The organism is Stappia stellulata, from assembly GCF_020176715.1.
Classification (GTDB): domain Bacteria; phylum Pseudomonadota; class Alphaproteobacteria; order Rhizobiales; family Stappiaceae; genus Stappia.
The window spans coordinates 135,734-159,591 of sequence record NZ_JAIVMF010000003.1 but is presented as its reverse complement, the minus strand read 5'-3'; the positions used below and the strand labels follow the sequence as shown (position 1 = coordinate 159,591).

Sequence of the window (23,858 nt, the reverse complement as noted above, 5' to 3'; positions counted from 1 at the left end):
CAGATGTTCTCCCGCATTTTCATCTATCGGCCGAAATTCGCGCTGGTCATTTCGCTGGTCATCACGATCGCCGGCGTGCTCGGCTACCTTGCCCTCCCGGTCGAGCAGTTCCCCAACATCACGCCGCCTGTGGTCAACGTCTCGGCAAGCTACAGCGGTGCCAACGCTCAGGTTCTGGAAGAGACGGTGGCTGCGCCGATCGAGGCACAGGTGAACGGCGTCGACAACATGATCTACATGTCGTCGAACAGCAGCAACAACGGCAGCTATTCGCTGAATGTCACCTTCGCCGTCGGCACGGATCCGGACATGGCGACAGTCAATGTGCAGAACCGGGTGAGCCAGGCGACGAGTCAGTTGCCGAGCGAAGTCACGGCCAACGGCGTGACCGTGGAAAAGGCCAGCACCAACATGCTGCTGGTAGTCACACTGTTTTCCGACAGCGACGACCATGACGAGGTCTTCCTGTCGAACTATGCCTCGATCTACCTGAAGGACGCGCTGGCGCGCGTGCCGGGGGTGGGCAAGGCCGAGGTGATGACCGATTTCGCCTACGGCATGCGCATCTGGCTTGACCCCGATCGGATGGCGAGCCTGGGCATGACGCCGTCGGACTTCATCTCGGCGGTGCGCGACCAGAACCTTCAGGTCGCCGCTGGCCAGATCGGCGCGCCGCCGGTGCCGGACGGTCAGCAGTTCCAGTACACGGTGACCGCCAAGGGACGGTTGAGCACGCCGGAGGAGTTCGAGAAGATCGTCCTGCGTACCGGCGCGGATGGCGCTGTCGTGCGCATCGGCGACGTCGCGCGGGTGGAACTCGGGTCGCAGATCTACTCCGCGAACGGGCGGTTCAACGGCCGCCCGTCGACGGTGCTCGCGATCTACCAGGCGCCGGGTGCAAACGCGCTTGCGGTCGCCGAGGGGGTATTGTCGCGTCTGGACGACCTCTCGAAGGCCTTTCCCGAGGACATGCATTACGAGGTTCCCTTCAACACGACGGACTTTGTCGAGAAGTCGCTGCAAGACGTGATCTCGACGCTGATCCTGACGTTTACCCTCGTCGTTGCGGTCGTGTTCATGTTCCTTGGCAACTGGCGCGCGACGCTTATTCCGCTTGTTGCCATTCCGGTTTCGCTGATCGGTACCTTCGCGATCCTGCTCGCCGCCGGCATGTCGCTCAACACGATCTCGCTGTTCGCGCTGGTGCTTGCGATCGGCATCGTCGTCGACGACGCGATCATCGTGGTGGAGAATGTCGAACGCATCATGGCGGACGAGGGGCTTCCGCCCAAGGAAGCGACCGCCAAGGCGATGGGCCAGATCACCACGCCGGTGATCGCAACCACGCTCGTGTTGCTCGCCGTCTTCGTGCCGACGATGTTCATGCCCGGTATCACCGGGCGTCTCTATTCGCAGTTCGCGACCACGATTTCGGTCGCGGTGGTGATTTCCTCGATCAACGCCCTGACGCTGTCGCCGGCGCTCTGCGGGCTGATCCTCAAGCCGCGAAACGGTCCGCCGACCGGTGTCTTCGCCTTGTTCGAAAGCGTCATCGACCGGTTTCGCAACGGTTATGTCGGGGTCGTGTCCCGCTTGCTGCCACGTTCCTTCATCGGCGTCGCTGCCGTGGCGCTTGCCATCGGGCTGATCGCGCTTCTCGGCGGTCGCCTGCCGAAGGGTTTCCTTCCGCTTGAGGACCAAGGCTACCTGATGGTCGACGTGCAGTTGCCCGACGGTGCGGCTCTGCCGCGGACCACAGCGCTGACCAAGGACATCGAGGGGCGGCTCGAGGCGATCGACGGCATTGCGGACGTTGTGACCGTCAACGGCTTCTCGATCCTGAATTCCGGTCTTGCTCCCAACACGGCATTGCTGATCGTCACGCTGACGCCCTGGGACGACCGGCAGTCACCCGAGTTGAGCGCAGACGGTATTCTCGCGAAGCTCTGGCGTGAATTTTCGACCGTTTCGGGTGCCAACATCATCGCCTTCAACGCTCCGCCGATTCCCGGTCTCGGGACCACCGGCGGCGTGGAAATGAAGGTCCAGCAAACAGGTGGCGGTACGCCGCAGGATCTCGCCTCGGCGGTGGGTTCGATGGTTTATTCGGCGAACCAGCGTCCTGCGATCGCGCAGGCCTATTCGACGTTCCGCGCCAATGTTCCACAACTGTTCGTGGATCTCGATCGCAACAAGGCGAAACTGCTCAAGGTTGGTGTCGGCGATGTCTTCTTGACGCTGCAGGCCTATCTCGGATCCTACTATATCAATGACTTCAACCTGTTCGGACGTGTCTACAAGGTCATGATTCAAGCGGAGGGCGCCTATAGGGACAGGCCCGATGACATCGGCCGTCTCTATGTGCGCTCGTCCGACGGACACATGGTCCCGCTGCGTACGCTGGCGACGGTGGAGAACACCCTCGGCCCGCAGATCCTCAGCCGCTACAACATGTTCCGCGCGGCTTCGCTCAACGCGGAACCGGGGGCCGGAACATCGACCGGCGTCGTGATGGCGCAACTTGAAGCCGCCGCGCAGGAAGCCTTGCCCGCCGGCTACAAGTACGAATGGACCGGCTCGGCCCTGCAGCAGCAGGGCACGGGGGCCATCGTGATCTTTGTCCTGCTGCTCGCCATCCTGTTCGCCTATCTTTTCCTTGTCGCGCAGTATGAAAGCTGGACGATGCCGGTGGCGATCCTGATGTCGGTGACCGTCGCGCTTCTCGGCGCGTTTGTCGCCGTGCTGGTGACCGGGCGCGATGTCAATCTCTACACCCAGATCGGCATGATCATGCTGGTCGGCCTCGGCGCCAAGAATGCCATCCTGATCGTCGAGTTCGCGATGGAGGAACGCGCGTCGGGAAAATCGATCATCGAGGCGGCCCGGGGGGCAGCCCACTTGCGCTTCCGCGCCGTGATGATGACGGCGCTGTCCTTCCTCCTTGGCGTGGTGCCGCTTCTGGTCGCCGATGGCGCGGGCGCGGCCAGCCAGCAGGCGATCGGCTACGCAGTCTTCGGCGGCATGTTGTTCGCGACGGTCTTCGGCGTGGTGATGATCCCGGTCCTCTATGTGGTGATGCAGGTCCTGCGCGAGCGGGTGAAGGGCATCTACAAGGGCGCGGATGTGGCCGGCGAGCCGGTGGCGCGGGGCGGCGGTCCGGCGGCGGGCGACGCCGCAAGGGCCTGACCAGGGGCATGACCGGCGTCACGATCCCGGGGACACAAGGCGGGGGCGAGTTCTTGTCCCGCTCCCGCCGTTCGACCTCAGGTGCGGCGCGTGCCGCTGACGCGCGTGCCGCCGATACTCGCTCAGACAAATGAGCCAGACTCAAACGGATGAACCACAACCGGTCGATCGCTGGTGCAGCGGGGCGTGTGGCGTTCTGCGATGGCTGGCAAGGGGACAGGGGCGTGGGCCGGATGCATCACGGACGCGCGCGGTCTGTATGGCTGGCCGCTTTACGGTCAACCGTCCAAAGGATCCGGATGTATCAGGCTTGAAAGTGGTGAGCCGACAGGGGCTCGAACCCTGGACCTACTGATTAAAAGTTATTGAATGTATTAATTATATCAATAACTTACAGAATTTTCTTTTCATAATCACACGCATTCTCGCGTGTGATTACGGCGGCTTGGTGATCGCCGCAAGCAGAGCGTCGAAGCGGCGGGTCGTCTCCTTTCCCTGTTCGCGGATATCGTGTCGCAGGCTCTCCAGCGTCTTGTCGACGCGCTGCAAGTGATCGTCGAGATCGGTCCTGCGCACCATGTCCTCGCGGACGCGGTTGATCCGGTCATGCAGTTTCTCGTCACCGTCCTGGATCATGCGTGTCGACTTCTCGTCGCCGTCTTGCACCATGCGCGTCAGTTGACGGTCGCGCGCGATGATGCCGCCGATCATCACGACAAGCGCCATTGCGCTACCGACAATCCAGGACAGGTTCGCGTCCATTACCGCGTTGCTCCCTCGATCTTCTCGCGCGTGCGGCCCCAGGCATAGACGCCCAGCACACCGGCGCCCGTGCCGTAGAAGGCAATAAGAAGCCCGCTGACGGACGCGACGGCGTTGATGGCCTGCACATCGGAATTCCACACGGCGCGCGTCACGGCCAGCGCCAGCGCCAGGAAGGCCACTCCGTAGAGGATGCCGAACAGCGGGCGCCAGATCCGCGTAAGCAGGCCGGGCGCGGTCTGTTCGGCGCGCATGGTCTGGTTGACCTCGGCCAGCATGACGGCCCAGTCCTCGCGGCGCTCGACTTCGACACGGCCGATTGCCTCCACTGTGCGGGCCGGGTCCTTGTCATAGGCGGTGGCGATTGCGTCGACGGTCGGCTTGGTGCCGATCTCGCGCGCCAGGCTGTCGATGACGACATCGGCGACGGCGCCGCCCGTGCGGCCGCCGACGCTTTCCGCCAGGCGCTTGAGCAGGGGGGCACCGGCGGCGGCGAGGATCGGGACGAGGGCGGCAAGGGTGAGCGACATGAAAGCCTCCTAGAGCGCGTCGATGAAGTCGGAAACGGCCGAGCGGTAGGCGCGGCCGCGCGCGGTGTTGATGCTCCAGCGGTGCAACAGCCACAGCGCCACGGCCCCGGCCGCGACAGCGCCGCCGATCCAGAGCCACGGCGCGAGCTGGTCGAGCATCGCGGGATCGGCCACGGCCGACGGTTCGCCGGTGGCCTGCGTGCCGCAACCGCCGCTTGCGGCCGTGCTGCCGGCGGCACTGCGTCCGTCGCGCTTTGCGACCTTTTCGGCGCGGGATGCCTCGTCCTGCATGGCGCGGCGCAGACCGGCACCGGCATCGGCATCCTTGAGCGCCATCGCCACGGATCGCGCCTCGACATCGGCAACGCGGCGAGTCCAGCCGCGACCGAAGGTCGACCAGTGGCGCAGACGTTGCAGGAACCCCATGCGGATCGCGCACATGCGCTTCACGGCCGCAGGCTTGTTCGGATGATCGCGCGCCTTGCCGACCGTCTCGTGCCCGGCCTGTCCGTCGACCCGCGCGCCAACGGCCTGTTGCAGCCACTTAACGCCGCGCGACGGGCCGCTGTTCACGGCCGCGTCGAACGTGCAGTAGTCGAGCCCGGCCGGCAGGGCATCGGCGGCCACGGCGTTCCAGTATTGCGTGCGGTAGATGTGGGCGACTTCCTCGTCGGTGATGAACCGCACGGATCGCGTGGGCAGCCCCATGCGCCGCCGCCAGCCGTCATAGACCCGCTGCGTCACGCCCTTGTTCGTCGCGCCACCGGGATCGTCCGGATGGTTGACGTACCCGCCTTCGTGCCCGAGCGTCCACGGGAGACAATGCTTGAAATTTGCTGAGGTCATTTCCGTGTCCTTGGCTACGGTGCGAGGCCGATGAACTTCCCGGTGAAGTAGGTGGCAACGGAACTCGTAACCGTCTTGTCGCCTGCGCCCGCTACTTGAACCCAAGCCGTCACGACGTCCCCAGCTGCCAGGTAAATCGACACGTTTGCCTGCCCCGTGTGTGAAGTCGTGCCGGATGAACTGCCGTAGTGGATTGCGATGTCGCCGATGGAGCCGCCGGCCGGCTGGCGGCGGATCTTGGTGATCAGCAACTCGCCGTCCACAATTCCGCCGGTGATGCCGATTGCCACACTGAGATCGTAGTAACCTGACCGGCAAATGAGGATGCCGTTGTCCGCCGACACGTATTCGATGCCGTGCAGATATCCGGCACCAAAGGAAGCAAAGGCAATCTTGGTCAAAGCCGAGCTTGCGATGCCCGTTTGCGCCGATGACAATCCGATACGCCACATTGGAGGCGCTTCGACGATGCGGCGGTAGTTGAAGTGACCCATATGAAGCGCGCTACGACTGTCGTCTCCGCTCACCTCGTCGTTTGTCACGAAAACCATGTGGCCGTCGCCGATGTCGACAACGTCGGGATAGGCGTTGATTAACGACCCCTGAAGACTGATCGGCCGGGGGAATGCGCTCGCCCCCAAGGCAAGCAGGTCACGAGGCCGCGCGAATGTAACCTTGAGCGCATCGGCACTCTTGTCGGAGAGAAAAAGAAGGACCCATGGATCACCCTTGCTGTCGGTCACCACGCGCAGGAGCGGAGCGATATTAGCCCCGGAAACCGATACAGGAACGATCTCAGCCGCCGACCAAGATCCTTGACCGTCCTCAGAGATGTAGAACTGTATGTCGTCGTCGTTGCGGCCCGCCGCGAACCAGAGCAGTGGGTTCACGGCGTCCATAGACGTTTCCGTCGTGCCATCGACACCCGAAGCGCTGATCGGCGCGCGGGACAGATCGGCCTCGCTGCTCCAGTTTTCACCTGCATCAAAGGTCGTGTACTGCCCGACCATGTAGGTGCCCGCGCCGGTCTGATAGTAAGCGGTCACAGAGATTTCCCAATCACCCACCGAGGCAGGAGAGGGATGCACCCGCAAGCCACCGTAGAGCCGTGCGTAGTCGTAGTTGATCGTGTCGATGATCAGCGGCGAGGACCAGGCGCTTTCGCCCGGTTCACGGTAAGTCGATCTGAAGGTTGTCGGGCCGTCTCCGCCGCTGTCGTCAGGCGTTTGCGTGTAGACCAGCAAAAGACGCCCACTTGGCGCCATGCACAAATACGGATCACGAAGATCAAATCCGTCCGGGTTTGCCAGAACCTCGACATTGGCAGGAGATGCGTATCCGGCCCCTGACTTGGAGATAGTCAAGAGCCGGATCGTGCCGTCGGCATCAACTCCATTATCGACAATGCCGTGTGTGGTCGCATCCCGATACGCCACGTAGACAGTTTGGCTAACCCGGTCATACGCGATAGACGCAAAGCCACGGTGCCCGTCGTTATTGTCAAGCAGCTCCTGATGCCACGTATCACCGGTCGCGTCCCAATAGGGGAGGACCGGTCGCGGGGGCGCAATGAATACGTCGTCTCCCAGCTTCGGGAGCGTGACAGAGGCGCCCGCGATCTGTGCTGTGTTGACCGTACCGTCGGCAAGGTTTCGCGTCTTGCGGAGCCATCGGCCGGTTCCGCCTTCGTCGGTAGCGAGAACCGTATCGCCGTCGGCGGTTGCCGTGCTTGCGGCGTCCCAGACGAAGATCCCGCCCGTCGCATCGTCGACCGCGACTGCGGACACGCCATCGGCAAGATCGGCCTTCGCCACGGCTGCAAGCGCCGCCAACGTGGCGACGTTGAAGGACACTGCGAGGTCGGCCCGTACCTCCGCCGCCGTCTGCGCTTCCCACACTTTGTTGTCCGCAGACCGGCGCGGATAGGTATTCGCGACGGCCTCCGCATCGGCCGTGCCTGGCACCATTGCAATCGGCTTTCCGTCAGCGTCGAAGCCGAGGACGCGCGTTGCGCGACCCGCAACGGGCGGAATCGCCGGGAGACTTTCCCCGTCCGGCGCGCGCAGGGTTCGCGCACGATCCGCGTCGCGCAAGCTGGCGTCGGCGCGCGTTTCCTGCAGGACGATCCCATGCTTGGAAACCTCCTTTTCCAGCTCCACGAGATCGAGGCCGATGCCCTTGGCCAAGCCGACGGACCGTTCGTGTAAACGCGAGCCGCGCACGCGGAACGTCGACGTCACCGGGTGGATGGCGTCGAAGGTGACGGAGAAGGTGTCGAGTGCAGCGGCGGAGCTCTTGGTGACCGTGACGGCCGAGGTGGCTGACCATTCCGCATCGCCCGCGTGTTTCAGCTCGACGACGACATCCACCGTATCGAAGATCTTGAAGTCGAACGGCCCGAAGGTGATGCTCGCGCCATCGAATGCGAGCGTGCCCGTCGAACGGATTTCACGCGGAAGCGGGAAGGGTTGTGCCATCGGGCCGGCCTCTCATGATCGTCGTGACCATGATGATGAAGCCGGCCGGACGGCCTTAAGTGTCAGGAGCCGGTGTCAACTAAGTGCTCTCGATGCTTCAAGCAGGAAGAATGCAAGCTCTTTCTGAGCTGCATAAAGGACCATTCCCAGATAAAAGCCCGCAACCACCCCAGCTGTTACGGCAGCAGGTCGCCGCAATCGACCAGTTGCGTTGTTGTTGGGGCCGTATAAAACTCGAAACACCAAAATGCCCCCGCAGACCGGCAACGCCAGTAAGCCTATCGTGACAGCAATCATCAACAACGTGGCGACGAACTTCGCCGGATAGGCAAATAGTAGATCGAAGAGCCAACCGGACATATCTACGCCTTTTTGCAGCGCTGGAGGTGATTGACCTCTTTCACGGAACAGGCGCGATTTCCGGCGCGCGATCTGGCGCTGTGTCACCAGGCTCCCACCAGTATTCTTGCCCGGTGCGCCGCTTGAGGTTGGATTTGCGGGCGGAAAAGCTCTTCGCGGCGCCGGGATCGACCGCCCACTGCAACTGGTCGAGCACCAGCCGGCGATAGGCCCCGCGCGTTGCCCACCAGGACGACAGCACCGGCGTATAGCGGCCGGCGAAATTCACCGCCTCACGGCCCGTATGGGTCGTTTCTCCGCGCGCTGCTTCCATCGTGTTGCCGACCGTCAGGCCGAGCAGATCGGAACCGAAGTTCACGCCCGGCCCGACAAAGGACGAGGCGACACCGCCTCCGAAGCGGTTGGAGCTGGCCGAGGCGAAGTCGCCGAGCAGGCCGAAACCGCCGCCTTGGAAGGCCGCTCGCACCCAAAATTGCGTGTTGCGCGGGTCCATGTCTTCCAGATCCTTGCCGTCGGCAAGTGCCTTGATCTGCATGGCGATGGCGCCGCCCACCGTCAGGCCGATGGCCAGTTGCGCGAAATAGGCCGGCACGGCGAAACGCCCGGAGGAATCGAGCGCCCCGAGCCGCGTCATCGCCTCGATTTGCAGCGTCGTCAAGGACAGGCCGAAGCTTTTGAACTGGAGGCCGAAGTCCGCGAATTCACCGAGCGGCGTCCCGCGCGGCGCACCGCCGGTGATCCAGCTCCGCGCGTTCGGCGTTCCCGACGGCACCGCGCGCTCCGTCCAGCTCGCGATCAGCTCCGCGTATTTCTCCGCCACCAGCCGGTGCGGAATGCGATCCTCGGTGGCAAAATCCGACAGCCGGCCCTCGCTCGCCATGATCGACGATGGCGTCAGGAACCCCGCATCGTCGACCGAGGCGCGCATCACGTCCCAATCGTCGGCCGTGATGCCGAAACCTTCCATGGCCACGCGCAATCGCTCCGGCAGCTCGTCCAGCCGTTCGCCGGCCATGTCCGCGAGCGCCGCATGCCAGCTCCGCGCATGCGCCAGACGACGGCCGGTCGTGATCGGCTTGAGGCCGAAGGCCATCATCGAGCGGTCGACCAGGTACTTCGACCAGTTGGAGCCGAGCACGAGACCAGCGAAGCGCGCTTCCGCTTCCATCACCTGGAGGTATTCGTCCCAGATCGCGCCGTCGCGCATGATCTCCTTGCGCGATTTCGTCGATAGCTGTTTCAGCAGCCCGCCGACATTGCGCATGACCGGCAGCCCGGCGAGTTTCTTCGACATGGCCTCCACGAACGGATCGGTCGCGGCCGCGACGATGGAGGCGGAGCCGAGCAGGGCGGAGTTCATCACGTTCTTGACGTTGGCCGTCAGTGTGGCGACGCCGGCGGCCGCGACCGGTCGTCCGCGCAGATGGGTGTAGAGACCGCGCAAGCGCCATTCCGCGAAAGCGCCCGGCTGCGTGCCGGTCGCCCAGCGGGCCGCGCCCGTCGTCTCGCGCGCGAGCGACGGCGATCCGGATGCACCGCGCGCCACCTCGCGGCGCACGTTCTGGATCATCCATTCCATCATCGCATCCGGGTTCGGCCCGAGCGTTTCCATTGCGGCGATGTCTTTCGCCATCGAATTGATGTGATTGAAGATCGTCTCGATCACGTCGCCGGTGCCGAATTCCGCGTTGTAGCTCTGCCAATGCGCCGGCGACTTCGCCACGAGGATACGCGCGTCCTGGCGCTGGCTGGCGAGCGCGCCCTTGCCGCTGGAGCGCATCGACGGCTCCATATGCGCCCAGCCTTCCGTCGTCACCTGGTCGAACATGCGATCAAGGAAGCGGTCGGCGCCGGCATCGCCGATGGGCTGGCCGGTCAGCGGGTTGATCGACTTGTCGAAATCGAACGCCTCTTTTGCCCTGGCGATCCAGTTGGCCTTGGCCTCCGCGATGCTGCGCGCACCGCCGGCCGTGCGGATCTTCAAGCCGTCATGCGTGTGCGGCAGCCCGAAATCCTCGCGCTTCGCAATCGCGCCGCCGGCGGCGTTGAAGCGCTGGCGCAGGTCCTCGAACACATCCGAAATGGAGTCCGCCAGCGCGGCCGCCGTCTGGTTGCCCGACGCTTCGCCGTGGAGATCCTTCACCAGATCGTCGATATCCGCGAGATTGTGACGTTGCCCGGTCACCGCGCTCCGGCGCCAGTGCCACATGGCTTCGTTGAGCCGGCCTTGCGCCAGCATGATGATCGCTTCGGATCGCCCGCGGATGGACGAATACCCCCGGTAACCGTAGTGCGAGAGCACGCCCATGGCCGCCTCGAAGACGTCCGGCCGACCCTGTTCGTCCCGGTAGCTGGTCAATTCGGTCTTGAGCCGCTGGCGCGCCCGCTCGGTCAGCACCGCGCGCCGGCGCTTCTCTATGGCCTGCATCCGCAGCTCGGTTTCCAGCACTTCTTGCGCCTGCCGTGCCGCCGCCTCGTCGCCGAGCGACATGCGCGCCTCGGCGAAGCGGGCGTCGAAATCGTCGTTGAGCGCCTGCGCTTCCTCGCGGGAGAGCGCGCCCTGTTCGACGGCGGAAATCAGGCAATCCTGAAAGGGCATCGGCTCAATCCTTGCAGCTCTTCACGAGATCGGCCAGATCTTCGTCGCGTGTGGCGCGCGCGGTCAGCTCATCAGCGGTAGTGAATCTCTGATTGCCCTCCGCGTCAACGCCATCGGGCAGCATATCCCACATCGAACCCTGTCCGGCCTCTTCCAGCTCTGCCGCTGTCGGCTCCACCGGCTCCAGCTCGTCGCCCGCGCGCGCCGCCTCCGACGAGCCCGGCTCGACGGTTGCGGCCGGTTTCAGCTCCGGTTCGGGCGGTGCAAGCAACCGGCCAAGTCCGCCCTCGTCGATCATGTCCCGCACGTCGCCGACGAACTTGCGCGCGGCCGGTCCCGGCTTCGCGCCTTCGGCCACCTGGCGCGCCGCAGCCGACAGCGCATCCGAGACCGGACCGCGCGTGCGCGCCATCCGGTCGAGCAGCTCGCCGACCATCTCGGCCGTGGCCGCGCGCGCTTCGTTTCCGCCGGTGTCCAGCCGGTTGCCCGCCGCCTCGATCACCTCGGCGTTGTCGGCAAGCGTCGCAAACAACCGCTTGTCGGAGCGCAGCGCCTTCAACGCGGCATCGAGCACCTTCACGCGCTCGCCCATCAGCGTGCGTTCCATGCGGAACGCGCCGAACATGTCGTTCTGGACTTCCACCTGACGCCCCGAGGACAGGCTTTCCCCGATCAGAAGTCGGGCTTGCCGGTCGGTTTCCGGCGCGAAGCGCTGGAGATCCTGGAGCACCCCGGCATGCAAGGCGGGATCGGTCACCATCTCGCCGACAAGCGCGGCGTGGTTCTCCGGGATCATCCCGTTGACCGTCATTCCGAATGCATCGTCCGACAGGCGCGACAGGCCGATGGCCTTGCGCATCATCGGCCCCGAGACCGGCAGGCTGTCGTCCAGCAGATCCGGGCTGTCGCGCAGAATGCGCGCGGCATCGAGCGGCGATCCGCTTCCCTCCTGCATGTTCTTCTTCGCGGCAAGCGCGCGCACGTCCGCAACACCCCAGCCGTCGGCCTCGCGAAACAGATAGCCGTCGAGCACAACCGCGTCGTCGCCTTCGGACTTGAGCCGTTTTGCAAGTCCCAGGCGCTGGTGACCGTCCGCGACATAGCGCGTGCCGTCGGATCGTTCGTGCACGAACACCTTGCCGCTCGCGGTCGCGTCCCAGGACTGGACGCCGGATAGCCTGTCCGTGACGCCGGTCGCGTCGCCGCCGCCCTTGTACTGATAGGCCGCCGCATCGGTCTCCAGTGTCGCGGGATCGAAGCGGGAGAAGCGTGCGGGCTTGCCCTGTACCGCGACCGCACCGGACGGAGCGTCGGCGGCTTTGTCGAGGATTTGCGCGACATCGGGAGCGCGCGCGGGCTTTTCGACCGCGCCAGAGACCGGCGGGCCGTCGTCCGCGATCTGGTCGACCGCCTCCGTCGCCAGACGGCCAGCCTCTTCCGGTGTGACGCCGGCGGGCGGATCGGCGAAGGCTGCCGCCTCGTCGCGGCCGGCTTCGATAGCCATGTCGAATTCAGTCCGGGTTTCAGGGTCGAGCGCGTCGCGGACCGCTGCGACGTCTTTCGGCGCGGCCCGGCCGGCGCGGATCATCTCGCCGATTCCGGTCATGGCCCCGCCAAGCGCGCCACCAAGACCGGCGGCAAGCCCGACGTTCTTCGCGCCTTCGGCGACACCCGCTTCAAGGCCGGCCTCCGCGCGGCCCATCTGTGCCGGCACCTGCAACACCGTCTCGACGCCTGCGTTGATCGCGGCGTTGCGGCCGAACGACGTCAGGATGCGTCCCGCGATCGATACGGCAGCGCCGCCTTCCGGCCCGCCGACGAACAGCGTGCCGAGCTGGAGCGGATCGCGCAGATAGCCGCGCACCGTGCCGGCAAAGCCGGCGAGGCCGGAGCCGCCGGGGTTGTCGGGATCGGCGTTCACCGCGTCCGCGCGAACCTCGATGTCACGGCCAAGCTGGCGCGCCTGGTCGTCTATCGAAAGCCCGGCGCGGATGCGGTCGGCCTTGTCCGGGTATTGCGTCTGGAGCGCATGCAGGCGTTCGGCGAACAGCCGCTTGCGGGTCGCGACAATGTTCTCGTCAGGACCGCGCGCCTTCAATTCGTCCATGGTGGGCCAGCGCGCCACCCTGAGAGGGTTTTCCAGCTCGACGCCTGTCGCGGCCCGGACGGCTTCAATTCGCTCGTCGTAGGCCCGTCTGCGGCGCTCCAGAAGGTTCGTTGCGTTCTGCGTGTAGGTTTGCGCCTCGTCATTGGCGCGGAAGATCTCCGAGTAGCGCTGGAAATCGCTGTCGCGCCGCGCCCGTTCGCGTTGCTCCATTTCCGCGCGGGTGCGCGGCGCGGCCTCCACGAAACTCTCGTCGCGTCCGTTCGCAGCCTCGGTCAAGAACAGGGTCATGGGCGCCACACTCCGGCCGGAAGCCGGGTGCGAAGACCGGGGATCGCCTCGAAGGACAAGACGAACGGCCGACCGTCCGCGCCACGCACCCACATCGGACTGTCGCCGTCGGGGTCGCCTGTGGCGAACCGGTATCCGCCTTGCGTCGCGACAGGGAAGGCGCCCTTGATCTGCGCCGCCGGATAGGGGCGCCCCTCCGCATCGACCGGCGGGACGGGCAGTGCGCGAAGATCGGTTTCGGTGACAGCATCGAGCACCTGGTCGAAGGCGTCGGCGCGGATGCCGGTCGGAACGAGCACCTTGCGCGAGGACCACCACAGGCCCGGATCGTGATCGGCGAAGCCGCCATACTGCACGTCGCCGATATAGGTCGCGCCCGCCGCCTCGTTGAGCGCGCGTTCATAGACCGGGCGTGCGTCGTCGGACTTGGGATCGATGCCGGCTGCATCCAGTCGCGCGCGGGCAATGGACTCGGCTGCGGCGCGAACGCGCGCGCCCTCGGCGGGATGCAGCGAAAAGGCCGTGCCGATCACCTCGGACGAGACTTCACGCTGACGGTCGCGAGGGACGGCCGGACGCATGCGGCCGTCCTCTCCGGGCCGCGTGCCTTCCAGCACCAGGCGCGCGGCCTCCGGATCGCCGCCGGCGGCGATGATGGCGCCCGCGTGCGACAGCGGCTCGGCATCCTTGCCAAGTTCGCGCAGCATGTCCGGCAGGGCAGGGCCGCCGGCGCTGACCATCCCGGCCGCCAGCGACAATGCCGCGTCCGGATCGCTGTCGATCAGACCGCGCAACTGTTTTGCCTCGCCGGCCCGAAAGTATCGCGCCGGGACGCCGAACCGTTCTGCGGCCACCTCCGCCGCATCCAGGCGGTTCGCGAAAGCGCTGGCGGCATCGGCCGGCGTTGCGGCATCGAACGGAAGCGGCTCGACCGGATCGATGACCCCGAACCGTTCGGCGACGCCGAGCGGATCGGTCGCAAGCTCTTTCTTGTGGCTGTCGAGCAAATCGCGGCCGAAGGCGAGATCGGCACTGTCGACCTCGCCGTCGTCGCCGCGCACGAGATCGGGCAACGCCCGTTCCACGTCCGCGACCGGCTGCGTTCGGATCGCATCCGCCACCTGGAGCCGGCGCAGCGCGGATTTGCCGATTTCCGATCCGTCGGGCGCCTGCGCAAGGTCGAGCTGAAACGCTGCGAAATCGTCACCGCCGGCAGTTTCGCCGGCCGCGTGCCGCTTGGCGAGGTCATCTCCCGCGCGCCGCAAGCGCTTCGAGATCTGCTTGTCTTTCGTGCGCAGGTCGCGTTCCAGCCAGGCAAGCTTCGCGTCGATATCGGCAAACCCCTTGCCGTCGACGCCATCCAGTTCGCCGGCGGCATAATCCGTGCGGATCTGCTCGCGGAGATCGGCGATTTCGTCGGCTGGGCGGTTGTGCCCTTGCGCGACATAGAACCCGGTCATGGTCTCGCGGCGCGAGCGGGTCTTCGCCTCGCGCGCGCGGTCGGCCGTCATGATCCCGCGTTCGACGGCGCTGTCATAGTGATCGTCGATGGCGCCTTGCGTCGACATCAGCCGTTCAAGCCCGCCGTCTTCGTCCGGATCGAAGCCCGCGAGCATCCGCGACTTGGTTTCCTCAACCTCGGCCAGCCGTGTATTGAAGGCCGCGCGGTCGGCTTCCTCGGCCCGCTTTTGCAGCTCCGACCGCGCCTGACGCAGGGCGGCATTGGCCTGTCGGTCGAAGGTGACGGAATAGTCGGCGGCAATGTCGTCGAACACATGCTCGCTCAGATGCGCCTGTTTCAGCTCTCCGAGCGCGGTTTCCAAACGCGCGGGATCGTCCTTGTAGGTCTCCTGCACCGTGGCGATGTCCTCGCGCATGACGGTATCGAGCTGCTGGAGATAGGTGCGCGCGCCGGCGCGGTCATAGGCGGCACCGCGCAGTGTCGCCGATCCGGTCGGCTGAAAACCGCTACCGCTTCCGGCAACCGTTGCCGGCTTTCCAGCGGCAATGGAGCGCGTGTCTCCGGCTTTCGCCATCCAGAGGTTCGCGAATTCGCGGGCGCTCATGTCCTCCCGCCCGCCGTTGAGCCGCACGGCATCGGCGCCGACGAGATCCGCCGCTCGTTTGTCCGGATTGGCGAGCAATTTGGCCGCGCCGCCGCCGCCCTGTTGATGCGCCAGGTACAATTCGCCGCCCGTCGGTTCCCGCCCGAGCGCCTTGCGCAGGATGCCGGCATTGGTCACCGCGAGCCGCGCGGCAGCGTCCGCCGATTTCACCGGATCGAACTTGTCGTCGAGCCCGTATTCCTTCGCCGTGCTGTCGAGAAACTGGAACAGCCCGCCAGCGCTCGATTTCGGATTTTGCGCCCGCGGATTGAAGGAGGATTCCAGCTCCGCGATTTTCAGCATTGCACCGGGGTCGACGCCATGACGCATCGCCGCCTCGCTGACGATGGAGCGGATTTCGCCCGGTGCGTTCACCTGCGCACGCGAAGGTCGGCCGGGCGCTGGCGACCCCGTTCCTGCGAGCGATTGCGGTGCGGAGGCGAGTGCATCGGCCTCACCGCGTCGGGTGCCGTCAAGCACGGCCTCGCGGTCGGCGATCTGGCCCATTTGTCCGGCGAAGCGGAGCATGGCCGCTGACACGCGGGATTCCAGCTCCCCGCCGTCGGCGCGCGCCACGGGCAACAGCCCCTCGGCCAGCAGGGGGCGGGCTTCGAATTTCCGGTATTGAACCGGCGTCCGTTGTTTGTTCACCATCGATCAGCCCCGCGCCATGAGGTTCGCGCCATAACCCAGCCCGGCTGACAGGGCGTCGACAAACCCGCGACTGCGGGCACGCCGCGCGCGCGAGCGGTAATTCGCGGCCCGCTCGGTCAGCCGCGATGTGCGGACCTCCTGGGTGCCGCTGTCGCTGGTCAGCGCGTAATCGGCTTCGCGGAAAGCATCCTTGCGGGCCTGCCCCGGCGTGCCGAAAGACAGGTCGACACTTGATGCCGCGAATGCGACGTCCTGCGAGCCGATGGCCTCCGCCATCTCCCGCTTGATCGAGGCGCGGCGGGAGATGCCTTGCAGGGTTTCCAGCGGCTTTTGCCCTTCCGCGTCGGCGGCGGCCAGATCCAGTTGTTCCGCCTCGGCGTTCCCCGCTCCAATCGCGGACATGGCGCCGAGCACCGTCGCCGTGCCTTGCAGGAGCGAGGACAGCGAAAACCCGCTGGAGGCAGCCGCCGCGCCAAGAACTGGCTTGGCCGCAGGCACAGCAACCCCACCCACCGTGCTTGCAAAAGAGCCGGCACTTGCCGCAGCACCGGTGATCGCTTGAAATCCCGACGTCAGGAGTCCGATTGCAAGTTCCATCAGAGCTTCGCCTCCGGCGTGTAATCGCGCACGCGCAGCCGCCCCGGCCGCGTCTGTGTGATCGTGAGCGTGGGACCGACTGTCATGCCCGGCATGCCGACGACACGGACAGCCTGCGTCTTGCGCGGCATCGGTGCGCCCACCGGGTCGGTTGCCTTGAGCAGCGGGACGTTCTTCGGGGTGCCGCCGTTTGCGCCGACGGCGATACTCTCGCTGTCAATCACATTGATCGTCGCCGAGTGAATGCGGCCGGGCCGCAACAGGATCTCGTCGTTCGGCAGGAGGCGGTAATAGGGCATGCTTTCGTGAACGGGCGGCTGCCACAGGCCAACCTTGACGTCATCGTAGGCGTCACCCAGGTCGATCTTGCCGGCCGTCACGGTAAAGGGGCCGAGAATGAACCCGTCGGCTTCCGCCCACACCTCGCGGCCGCTCCAAAGCTCCAGGCCGGTGACTTCGCCGGCAAGGTCGGTTGTCGTGTCGATGGCCCCCTGGAACAGGTTGACGTCCTGTTCTTCCATCACCTCATGGGTGATCGTCGCGCCGCGCTCCACCGTGACCCAGACCTTGTTCTGTCCGTCGACCGAAAGGCCGCGCACCTTGCCGCCATCCGCCGCGACCCATTCCACCAGGGCCAGAATGTCCTGGTCGAGGATCACAAGCGCGCAGGTGAGCCGCCCCGTGGCCGATGGCAACCACCAGCGCGACGCGTTGTTCTTGCGCACCTTCTTTTGCAGCTTCGAATTGTTGATGCGGTCGACGAGATGCGCCCCGAGCAGGCTTTCCGGCTTGGAGCTGTAGCGTGTCGAGACGTCATCGTAGTTGGCTGAATAGAGCACCTGGCCCTGGTTCGGATCGGTCGACGCGGCCTCGTTGCCGGACACATAGAAAACCCGCCCCTCCATCTCGACCGGCTCCACATGCGGCTGAATGCCGTTGGTGGACGTCCGCACCCAATTCAACGGCTTGCCCTGCTCGATGGTCCGGTTCGAGGCGAACCATTCCGCCTTGTCGGTGAAGACCAGCAGGTATTTGTCCTCGTAGACGGCGTGAATGCGTTCGCTGGTCTGGGTCCGCAGCGCTTCGAGGCGCGCGGCATTGTCGCCCGTCGCCTCGATATTGAGCCGGAAGTACTCGCCGATCTGCGACATCGCCAGTGCGGCCTGCCGCGCCGGCGGCGAATAATAGACGGCGCGATCCTGCGCGAGCGTCATGCCGGCGAACCAGCCCTTGGCATCGCTCACCAGCGGCTCGCCCTCGGTCTCGCCGATTTCGATGTGATAGGAAAGCGCGCTCGCCTCCGAGGTGTTCACGATCCGCGCGTCGACCTGATATTCCGCTCCCGCGAGACTGGCCGAGAACGTGACGCGCAGAACGATGTAGCGCGTCGTCGTCTGATCGCTCTCGTATGTCACAGCGACATCGGCATTCATGCTGGGGAGGCCGCGCAACTCTGTTTGCACGTTGGTCGCCAGGCGGTCGAAGTCCGCATTGACCGCGCTGTCCGGTGCCAGCTCGTCGCCGAGATTGTTGACCAGCTTGATCGCCTTGGTTTCCTCGCCGTCAATCGAAAAACTCAGCACCAGCGCTGAGGCCGCAGAACTCCAGCGAACGCCGACATCCCAGACATCGTTGGTTTTTGTGTAGGTACCGCCGAGATCGACTTCCGGCACGCTGTCGTAAGGCCAGAGATCCTTGACCCAGACCGTATCGTCGGCGCCGTCGCGCACCAGGCGGATCGTCTCAAGGTCCTGGTGAAAGATCCCGACCGTATTCGCTTCGCCGTAGAAGCCGAGCTCCGGCAGCAGCGCCGAGGTGATTTCCGCGATCTCGACGCTCGCGACCTTCACGCGGTCCTGTCGGAAAATGTCGACCCAACCGACCGAGAAGATCAGCGTATAGGAGATCGTCGACGACACGGGCAAGGTGAAGTGCTTGACCGTGGCGGATCGCGCCTCCGCCACGAACGCGGTGCCGGGCATCAACTGGAACCCGGCCTGCGGTACAGGTTCCACGTTCTTGAATTTGAGCCCGGCGCTGTAGTACTGGCGCATGCCGATCTTGCCGGCGAGATCCCGTGAGAACTCGCCGCTGTTGCAGGACGACTTGAGCGATCCGGGTTGCGCGGCCATGGCCTAATAGCTCCCGTGCCAAGGGGAGGTCCGACCACCCGCGCCGGAAATCGGATCGGCGGCGGCGAGCGGATGGCCGACCGGCGCCGCCGCCTTGTTCTGCGCCATCAGCCTGCCGAACATTCCGCCTGTGCCTTCGCGACTCGGCGTCCCGAACGCGCGCGCCATCAGCTCATCGCGCAACTTGCCGTCATGCGTCACGGGAACCGCAAGATAGGCGGCGAGGGCAACTGAAAATGCCGCGCGAAAGGCCGGGTCCCAATGCTCCGGATCGCGATAGACCCGAAAGGTCGCATAGATGGCCTTTTCGTCCGCATAGAGAAAATCGCCCTCGATATCGAACGCGCGCAAGGGCGCGCGATGCGTCGGATGGCAGGTGATCTTGAGCGGATCGCCGATCCGGCCGCCCGGCAGCGCGAATTCATGCGACCAGCCGTTGATCGGTGTCGCCGTGGTGCGGACAAGCTCGAAGGTTTTCTTGAGAAACTTCCAGTCGAACAGGCCGAAGGTGTGATCGACACAGCGCTGCCAGCACAGCTCCACCTGTGCGGACAGATCGTCGTCGCCGTCGATGGAGAACGTTGCGAAAGAGCCGGTTTCGGAAAGCGCCCAGTTCACGATGGTGGATTTGTCGATCACGGTGGACATGGACTGGCTCCGGCAAGGGGGAGGTGGCGAGGCACGGTCGAGCCGTGCCCCGCGCGGCGTGGTCCGGCCTAGGCGCTGGCGTTGATGCCGGCCGCTTCCAGATTGGCGAGGATCGCGTTGATCGCGGTCTGGATCGTGGTCAGCCGGGTATCGACATCCGCCTTGGAGGCGGCGTTCGACCCGGCGCCATCGACGGCCGTCACGGCCGGCAGCGACACATCGGCAATCGTCGTCTGCCCGAGAACGACGCTTTCAAGCGCAACGGTGACGTCGCCGGTTGCGGGAACGGCGACGAAGCGGATCACCGCATGCGACGGCGTGCCGTCCTTGTCGATCAGGGCGAACACGACATCGCCGGGTTTCACCGTCTTGCGGCTGTCGTTGAAGTAGCCGGCAGCAATGGTTTCCGCGAGCGTGTCGTTGGTGGAGTAGACATAGGTATCGGTCTGGTTGGTAAGCCCGAGATCCGAGGTCGCGATGCGCGACAGTGCCTTTTTCGAATGTGCCATGGTTCCATGTCCCGTTTCGTGAGCGATGACCGGCAACGCGTGCGCCGCCGGCGTCCGGATCAGGCCGGCCGCGTGGCCGAGTTGATCGCCTTGAAGCGCAGCTTCACCACCCCCTCGGGAAGAATGCCGACGGCGGCGCCCGACAGACCCACCTTGCCGAGCATCGGCGTTCCCTCGTAGTCGGCGTGCGTGGTGATCGACATGTCGTCTTTCTCCCACTCGGCTTCGGCGCCCATGGCGTCCTTCACCCACATGAAAGTGTCGAGATAGCCGCTGTCGTCGAAGGCGCGACCGTTCGATCCGGTGCCGAACTTGCCGGTGCCCTGGATGAAATACTCGTTCGGCAACGCGAGGATATGGCACCCCTTGATGGTGCGCTTCTTCACCTTCTGCGAGCTGGCGAACGGCAGGTCCGTCGGCCCGCGATAGTCGGCATTCTTGATTTCCTCGTACATTTCGAGCTGGCTCATCCAGCTATGCGGGATCGGCCAGAACGCCATGTTGTCGTCGTCGTCGTTGCCGGCGCCGTTGATGTGATCGATTGCGTCCATCATGTTGAGGATATCGATCCGCGAAGTGCCGTCGCCGAGCGCGAGAGGGGTGGACGGCGCGTCGGTAAGCGTCGACACACCGTCCGCGAAATTCGCGGCCGCCTCCAGCTTGAGGGTATCCTTGCGCCGACGGATTGCGGCCGAGAGCGCACGCCCCACCGCCGCCTGTTCGTTCGGTCCCTGACGGCGTGCGTCCTCCACCCGCATCCAGGCGGACGCCTCGAAATCGCGCATCGACACCTTGATCATGTCGAGCGCAGGATTGGTGTTGGTGATCTTCTGGATCGCGCCGGAGATTTCGTAGGATTCGACGCGGCCGATGACGGGGAATTTCACCTCGCCGGCGCCGCCGTCGCCCTGAACCATCGTTCCGTCGAGATAGCCGCCGCGCGCCTGATAGCGGGCACGAACCATGTCGCGGATCTTCTCGCGATACCATTTGGGTGCTTCAGTGGTCATTGTCGGACCTCATTGATGATCGGTTGGGATCACCCGGAGGCTCGATTAGCCGGACGGTGAGCGGGTCCGGTGAAGGATAGCCGCGCCGCCCAGGTCGCTTCCGCCCGGTGCAGGGACGATTTTGCGGCCGGGCGGAGCGGCTTAAGTGCGCGGCGGTGCGTTCGTCCTATTTGACGACTTCCTGATAAGCCTTCTGGAGCTGGTCGTAGCTCGCCTTGTCAAACTTCGGATTGCCCGGCGTGTTCTCCGGGAGCGCGGCGCGGCGCGCCAGATCTTCGCGCGCATTGTTCCCGCCGGACGATCCGCCGCCCATCGGTTCGGTCGACGTATCGCCGCCCATCTGTCGGCGCATGTATTCAATGAACTGATGCCCCTTGGCGCTGTCGCCGAGCTCCGTCTTCACGTACTCGAAAACGCTCTTGTCGATCTTGCCGTCCTCGCGCTGCGCGATCTGGTCGAGAAAGGCTTCGTTTTCCTGCATGCGCCGGTCAATGGCCTTGCCCTGTTCTTCGTTGGAAAGATGCCGTGCGTCGTCCGGCGTCAGCGCCGCGCGTTCCGCTTCCACGTCCAGAAACGGCTCCAGCGCGCCCATTTCCTGCGCGGCGGCGTAAAGCTCCGTCGTCAGCCGCTGGAAGTCCTTCACCGGCACGCCAAGCTCATGCGCCGTTTTCGACACCCGCTGGAATGCCGTGTCCTCCGAAAGACCCTTGAGGTGCGGCGCCAGCTCTTCGGGAACATCCTCGCCGAAACTGGCATAGGCGCTGGCGTCTTCCGGCGCGCCGCGTTCGGTGTCGCGCTTGCGGTAGCCCTGCACGGCCTCATGCAGCTTGTCGATGGTCTCCTGATCGTTCGACCCGACAAGGTGATCGGGCAGGCCATCGGGCCGATAGATCCCGCCATTGTCGTTGTCACCGTCGCCACCACCGGCGGCTTCCTCGGGCTTGACGCCATCGGCGGGCGGATCGCCTTCGCCACCGCTATTTGCCGGCGGATCGCCCGCGCCGCCGGCTGCGTCACCGCCGCCGCCACCGCTTCCGTCCTCGGGCGCGCAAAGGATCATCTTCTCAAGCCACCACACGAACATCACTTCTTCTCCATTAGGGTTTGACCGTGGGCGATGGCGGCGAGCACCGCTTCGCCGACGCCGTTGATGCCCTGACGTTGTGCTGCGTGCAGGGCGGTTTCCTGAAAAGTGGCGCCTGTCGGTCGGAACGGCGCTCGCAGGGTGATATCCATCAGCCACTCGACGATCTCGCGCGAGCGCGGGTCCTTCGCCAGGATCGCGAGATTTCGCGCGACCTGATCGCTCGGCTGCATTGGCCGGTCCGCAAGATGCGGTTTCATCAGGTCAGACAGACCGTCCCAGCCGGCGCCGCCGGCCGCATCGAGCATCTGGTCGAGAGGCTGGGCCTGACGCCCGCCGAAAATCGGCTCGCTCATGCCGCCATCCTTTCTTCCGCTCCGGCCGCGTCGGCGATCATCTTCGGCGCCTGTTTCGCCGCTTCCTGGGCGAACATCTGCGCCATTTGCGCTTGCTGCCGCTCCCGGATCTTTTGCTGGATCGCGGCCTTTTCCGTTTCGTTCGGGATCAGATCCTTGTCGATCTGGAGGCCGTCGCCGACGCGCTCCATGATCTTGTCGATATTGGCGTAGAGCTCGACGCTGTCCGGTCCGGCAACCGCGCCGGCGAATTCCAAATAATTCGCGATCAGGGCGAGCCGGTCGGCATTCAGTGCGGCGGCCATCGGCGACTGAACCTTGATCGACACCAGCAGCTCGTCGATTGTCATCGGCATCTGCGAGAACAGGCCGAAATCATAAAGGATTTCCGAGACGCGAGGTGCGATCACCGGCATGATCTCGCGCACGAGCCGACCGAAGGCGCCGATGTGCACGTCCGCGCGCTGGCGAAGACGGGCCGCGATCTCGGACGCCGCGCGCGGGGTGCCCTGGTATTCGGGCAAACGCTGGTCGAGAAGCGCTTCGCGGATCTGCTCTTGCAGGTTGCCGATCAGCATCTTGGCGATATCCATCCGGCCGCCGGCCGGATCGATCCGCTGCACATCGGGACCGAGCACGCCGCCGGTCGCCGACATCGGCCAGAACTCGCCGGGACCGAGCCGCGCCGTGTCCGGATTGAACGTGCCGCCGGCGCGATAGCCCCAGATCCCCATCATCTGGATCGCGGCGGATTTGAGCGCGATTTCCTGCGCCTTGTTGACGGTCTTGATCGAGGGCAGGGCGGTCAGAACGACACCGCGCCCGTACGCCTCGCCCGGAACGCGGTAGTAGCGCGGCACCGCAATCGGCTGCGTGCGATAGCGTTTCGTGACAACCGGCTCGGTCGAGTTCTCCAGATAGCCGGTAAACTCCCATCCGGCGCGGCGTGACGGGCCGGCCATGACGAACACCTGGTAGAATGTGACCTCTTCGCTGCCCTTCGTGCTCCGAGCCTCCTCGCGCCAGTTTTCCGGGTATCGCCCTTCCGGGTAGGCGGACAGGATCTGGTCGCGGGTGAAAATCTGCTTCCACGAGATCAGGACGACGCGACCGTAGGCGTCGCACTCCAGGGCGATCTGGTCGAAGGGTATCGAGCCGAAGCGCACCGGCTCGTCGGAGGTGCCCTTGATCGGGATGATCGCGCCCGTCCCGACCGAGAGGTCGATGCAGGTTTCGTGGATCGCCGTATCCCAGTCGCCCGCATGGAAAAACGGGTGCATCAGCTTGGCTTGACGCTCGACAACCCGATTGTAGGTGGAGACGCCGCGCGGCCCGATGGCCATGGCCGCCACCGGCCCGGTCTCATAGGTGAACGGTGGCTGGCCGGATGGGAAGAGATCGCGCTGGAGGTTTCCGGCAAAATGCATCGTCGACGTCGGCGCGGTCATGTCGAAAAGGAAATCGCCGCTGCGCTTCGAGTTTCCGGACCCGCCGGGCCGCCGCTGCGGAATCGCGAAATCATAGGCTTCCTGATAAAGCGCATCCCATGGCGTTCGGTTTTCCCACGCCTTTTGGGAACGTTTCTTGACCCGCTGAAATTCCATGTCG

17 protein-coding genes are annotated in these 23,858 nt (G+C 65.1%); 1 reads left to right on the top strand and 16 read right to left on the bottom strand.

What is annotated here, in order from left to right:
• The first annotated feature begins 3 nt into the window (after positions 1-3).
• Positions 4-3,186: an efflux RND transporter permease subunit gene (locus LC092_RS05490; RefSeq protein ID WP_224805439.1), complete on the top strand. Its 3,183-nt coding sequence runs from the start codon at positions 4-6 to the stop codon at positions 3,184-3,186.
• A 435-nt stretch (positions 3,187-3,621) separates the two neighbouring features.
• Here LC092_RS05490 and LC092_RS05485 read toward each other — a convergent pair whose 3' ends face one another.
• The 16 genes from LC092_RS05485 to LC092_RS05410 form a co-directional block, all read right to left on the bottom strand.
• Positions 3,622-3,948 carry a hypothetical protein gene (locus tag LC092_RS05485; RefSeq protein ID WP_224805438.1) on the bottom strand — a complete coding sequence of 109 codons (327 nt, stop codon included), beginning with the start codon at positions 3,946-3,948 and terminating at the stop codon, positions 3,622-3,624.
• Positions 3,948-4,478, bottom strand: coding sequence for a 3TM-type holin (locus tag LC092_RS05480; protein WP_224805437.1), 531 nt, complete (start codon positions 4,476-4,478; stop codon positions 3,948-3,950). Before LC092_RS05480 ends, LC092_RS05485 begins: the two co-directional genes overlap by 1 nt.
• Before the next feature lie 9 nt (positions 4,479-4,487).
• Positions 4,488-5,324 carry a glycoside hydrolase family 108 protein gene (locus LC092_RS05475; RefSeq protein WP_224805436.1) on the bottom strand — a complete coding sequence of 279 codons (837 nt, stop codon included), beginning with the start codon at positions 5,322-5,324 and terminating at the stop codon, positions 4,488-4,490.
• A gap of 14 nt (positions 5,325-5,338) precedes the next feature.
• Positions 5,339-7,801, bottom strand: a complete 2,463-nt coding sequence (locus LC092_RS05470; RefSeq protein ID WP_224805435.1) for a sialidase family protein — start codon at positions 7,799-7,801, stop codon at positions 5,339-5,341.
• A gap of 75 nt (positions 7,802-7,876) precedes the next feature.
• Positions 7,877-8,248: a hypothetical protein gene (locus LC092_RS05465; protein WP_224805434.1), complete on the bottom strand. Its 372-nt coding sequence runs from the start codon at positions 8,246-8,248 to the stop codon at positions 7,877-7,879.
• A complete protein-coding gene (locus LC092_RS05460) occupies positions 8,202-10,760 on the bottom strand; it encodes a hypothetical protein (protein WP_224805433.1) in 2,559 nt (852 codons plus the stop codon). The genes LC092_RS05465 and LC092_RS05460 overlap by 47 nt, the downstream gene beginning before the upstream one ends.
• A 4-nt stretch (positions 10,761-10,764) precedes the next feature.
• Entirely contained in the window at positions 10,765-13,155 is a 2,391-nt protein-coding gene (locus tag LC092_RS05455; protein WP_224805432.1) for a hypothetical protein, read from the bottom strand.
• Positions 13,152-15,914: a transglycosylase SLT domain-containing protein gene (locus LC092_RS05450; protein WP_224805431.1), complete on the bottom strand. Its 2,763-nt coding sequence runs from the start codon at positions 15,912-15,914 to the stop codon at positions 13,152-13,154. Before LC092_RS05450 ends, LC092_RS05455 begins: the two co-directional genes overlap by 4 nt.
• 3 nt (positions 15,915-15,917) lie before the next feature.
• The gene (locus LC092_RS05445; protein ID WP_224805430.1) at positions 15,918-16,511 is read right to left on the bottom strand and encodes a hypothetical protein; all 594 of its coding nucleotides are present in this window, start codon (positions 16,509-16,511) and stop codon (positions 15,918-15,920) included.
• On the bottom strand, positions 16,511-18,643 hold the full coding sequence (locus LC092_RS05440) for a hypothetical protein (protein ID WP_224805429.1): 2,133 nt from the start codon (positions 18,641-18,643) through the stop codon (positions 16,511-16,513). Before LC092_RS05440 ends, LC092_RS05445 begins: the two co-directional genes overlap by 1 nt.
• A gap of 3 nt (positions 18,644-18,646) precedes the next feature.
• On the bottom strand, positions 18,647-19,291 hold the full coding sequence (locus tag LC092_RS05435) for a hypothetical protein (protein ID WP_224805428.1): 645 nt from the start codon (positions 19,289-19,291) through the stop codon (positions 18,647-18,649).
• A 68-nt stretch (positions 19,292-19,359) separates the two neighbouring features.
• A complete protein-coding gene (locus tag LC092_RS05430; protein WP_224805427.1) occupies positions 19,360-19,800 on the bottom strand; it encodes a hypothetical protein in 441 nt (146 codons plus the stop codon).
• Positions 19,801-19,859: 59 nt separating this feature from the next.
• The gene (locus LC092_RS05425) at positions 19,860-20,810 is read right to left on the bottom strand and encodes a phage capsid protein (RefSeq protein WP_224805426.1); all 951 of its coding nucleotides are present in this window, start codon (positions 20,808-20,810) and stop codon (positions 19,860-19,862) included.
• Between the two features lie 166 nt (positions 20,811-20,976).
• Positions 20,977-21,894 (bottom strand): hypothetical protein, encoded by a 918-nt coding sequence (locus LC092_RS05420; RefSeq protein ID WP_224805425.1) that lies wholly within the window; start codon positions 21,892-21,894, stop codon positions 20,977-20,979.
• Entirely contained in the window at positions 21,894-22,250 is a 357-nt protein-coding gene (locus LC092_RS05415) for a hypothetical protein (RefSeq protein WP_224805424.1), read from the bottom strand. Before LC092_RS05415 ends, LC092_RS05420 begins: the two co-directional genes overlap by 1 nt.
• On the bottom strand, positions 22,247-23,854 hold the full coding sequence (locus LC092_RS05410; protein ID WP_224805423.1) for a portal protein: 1,608 nt from the start codon (positions 23,852-23,854) through the stop codon (positions 22,247-22,249). Before LC092_RS05410 ends, LC092_RS05415 begins: the two co-directional genes overlap by 4 nt.
• Positions 23,855-23,858: the final 4 nt, after the last annotated feature.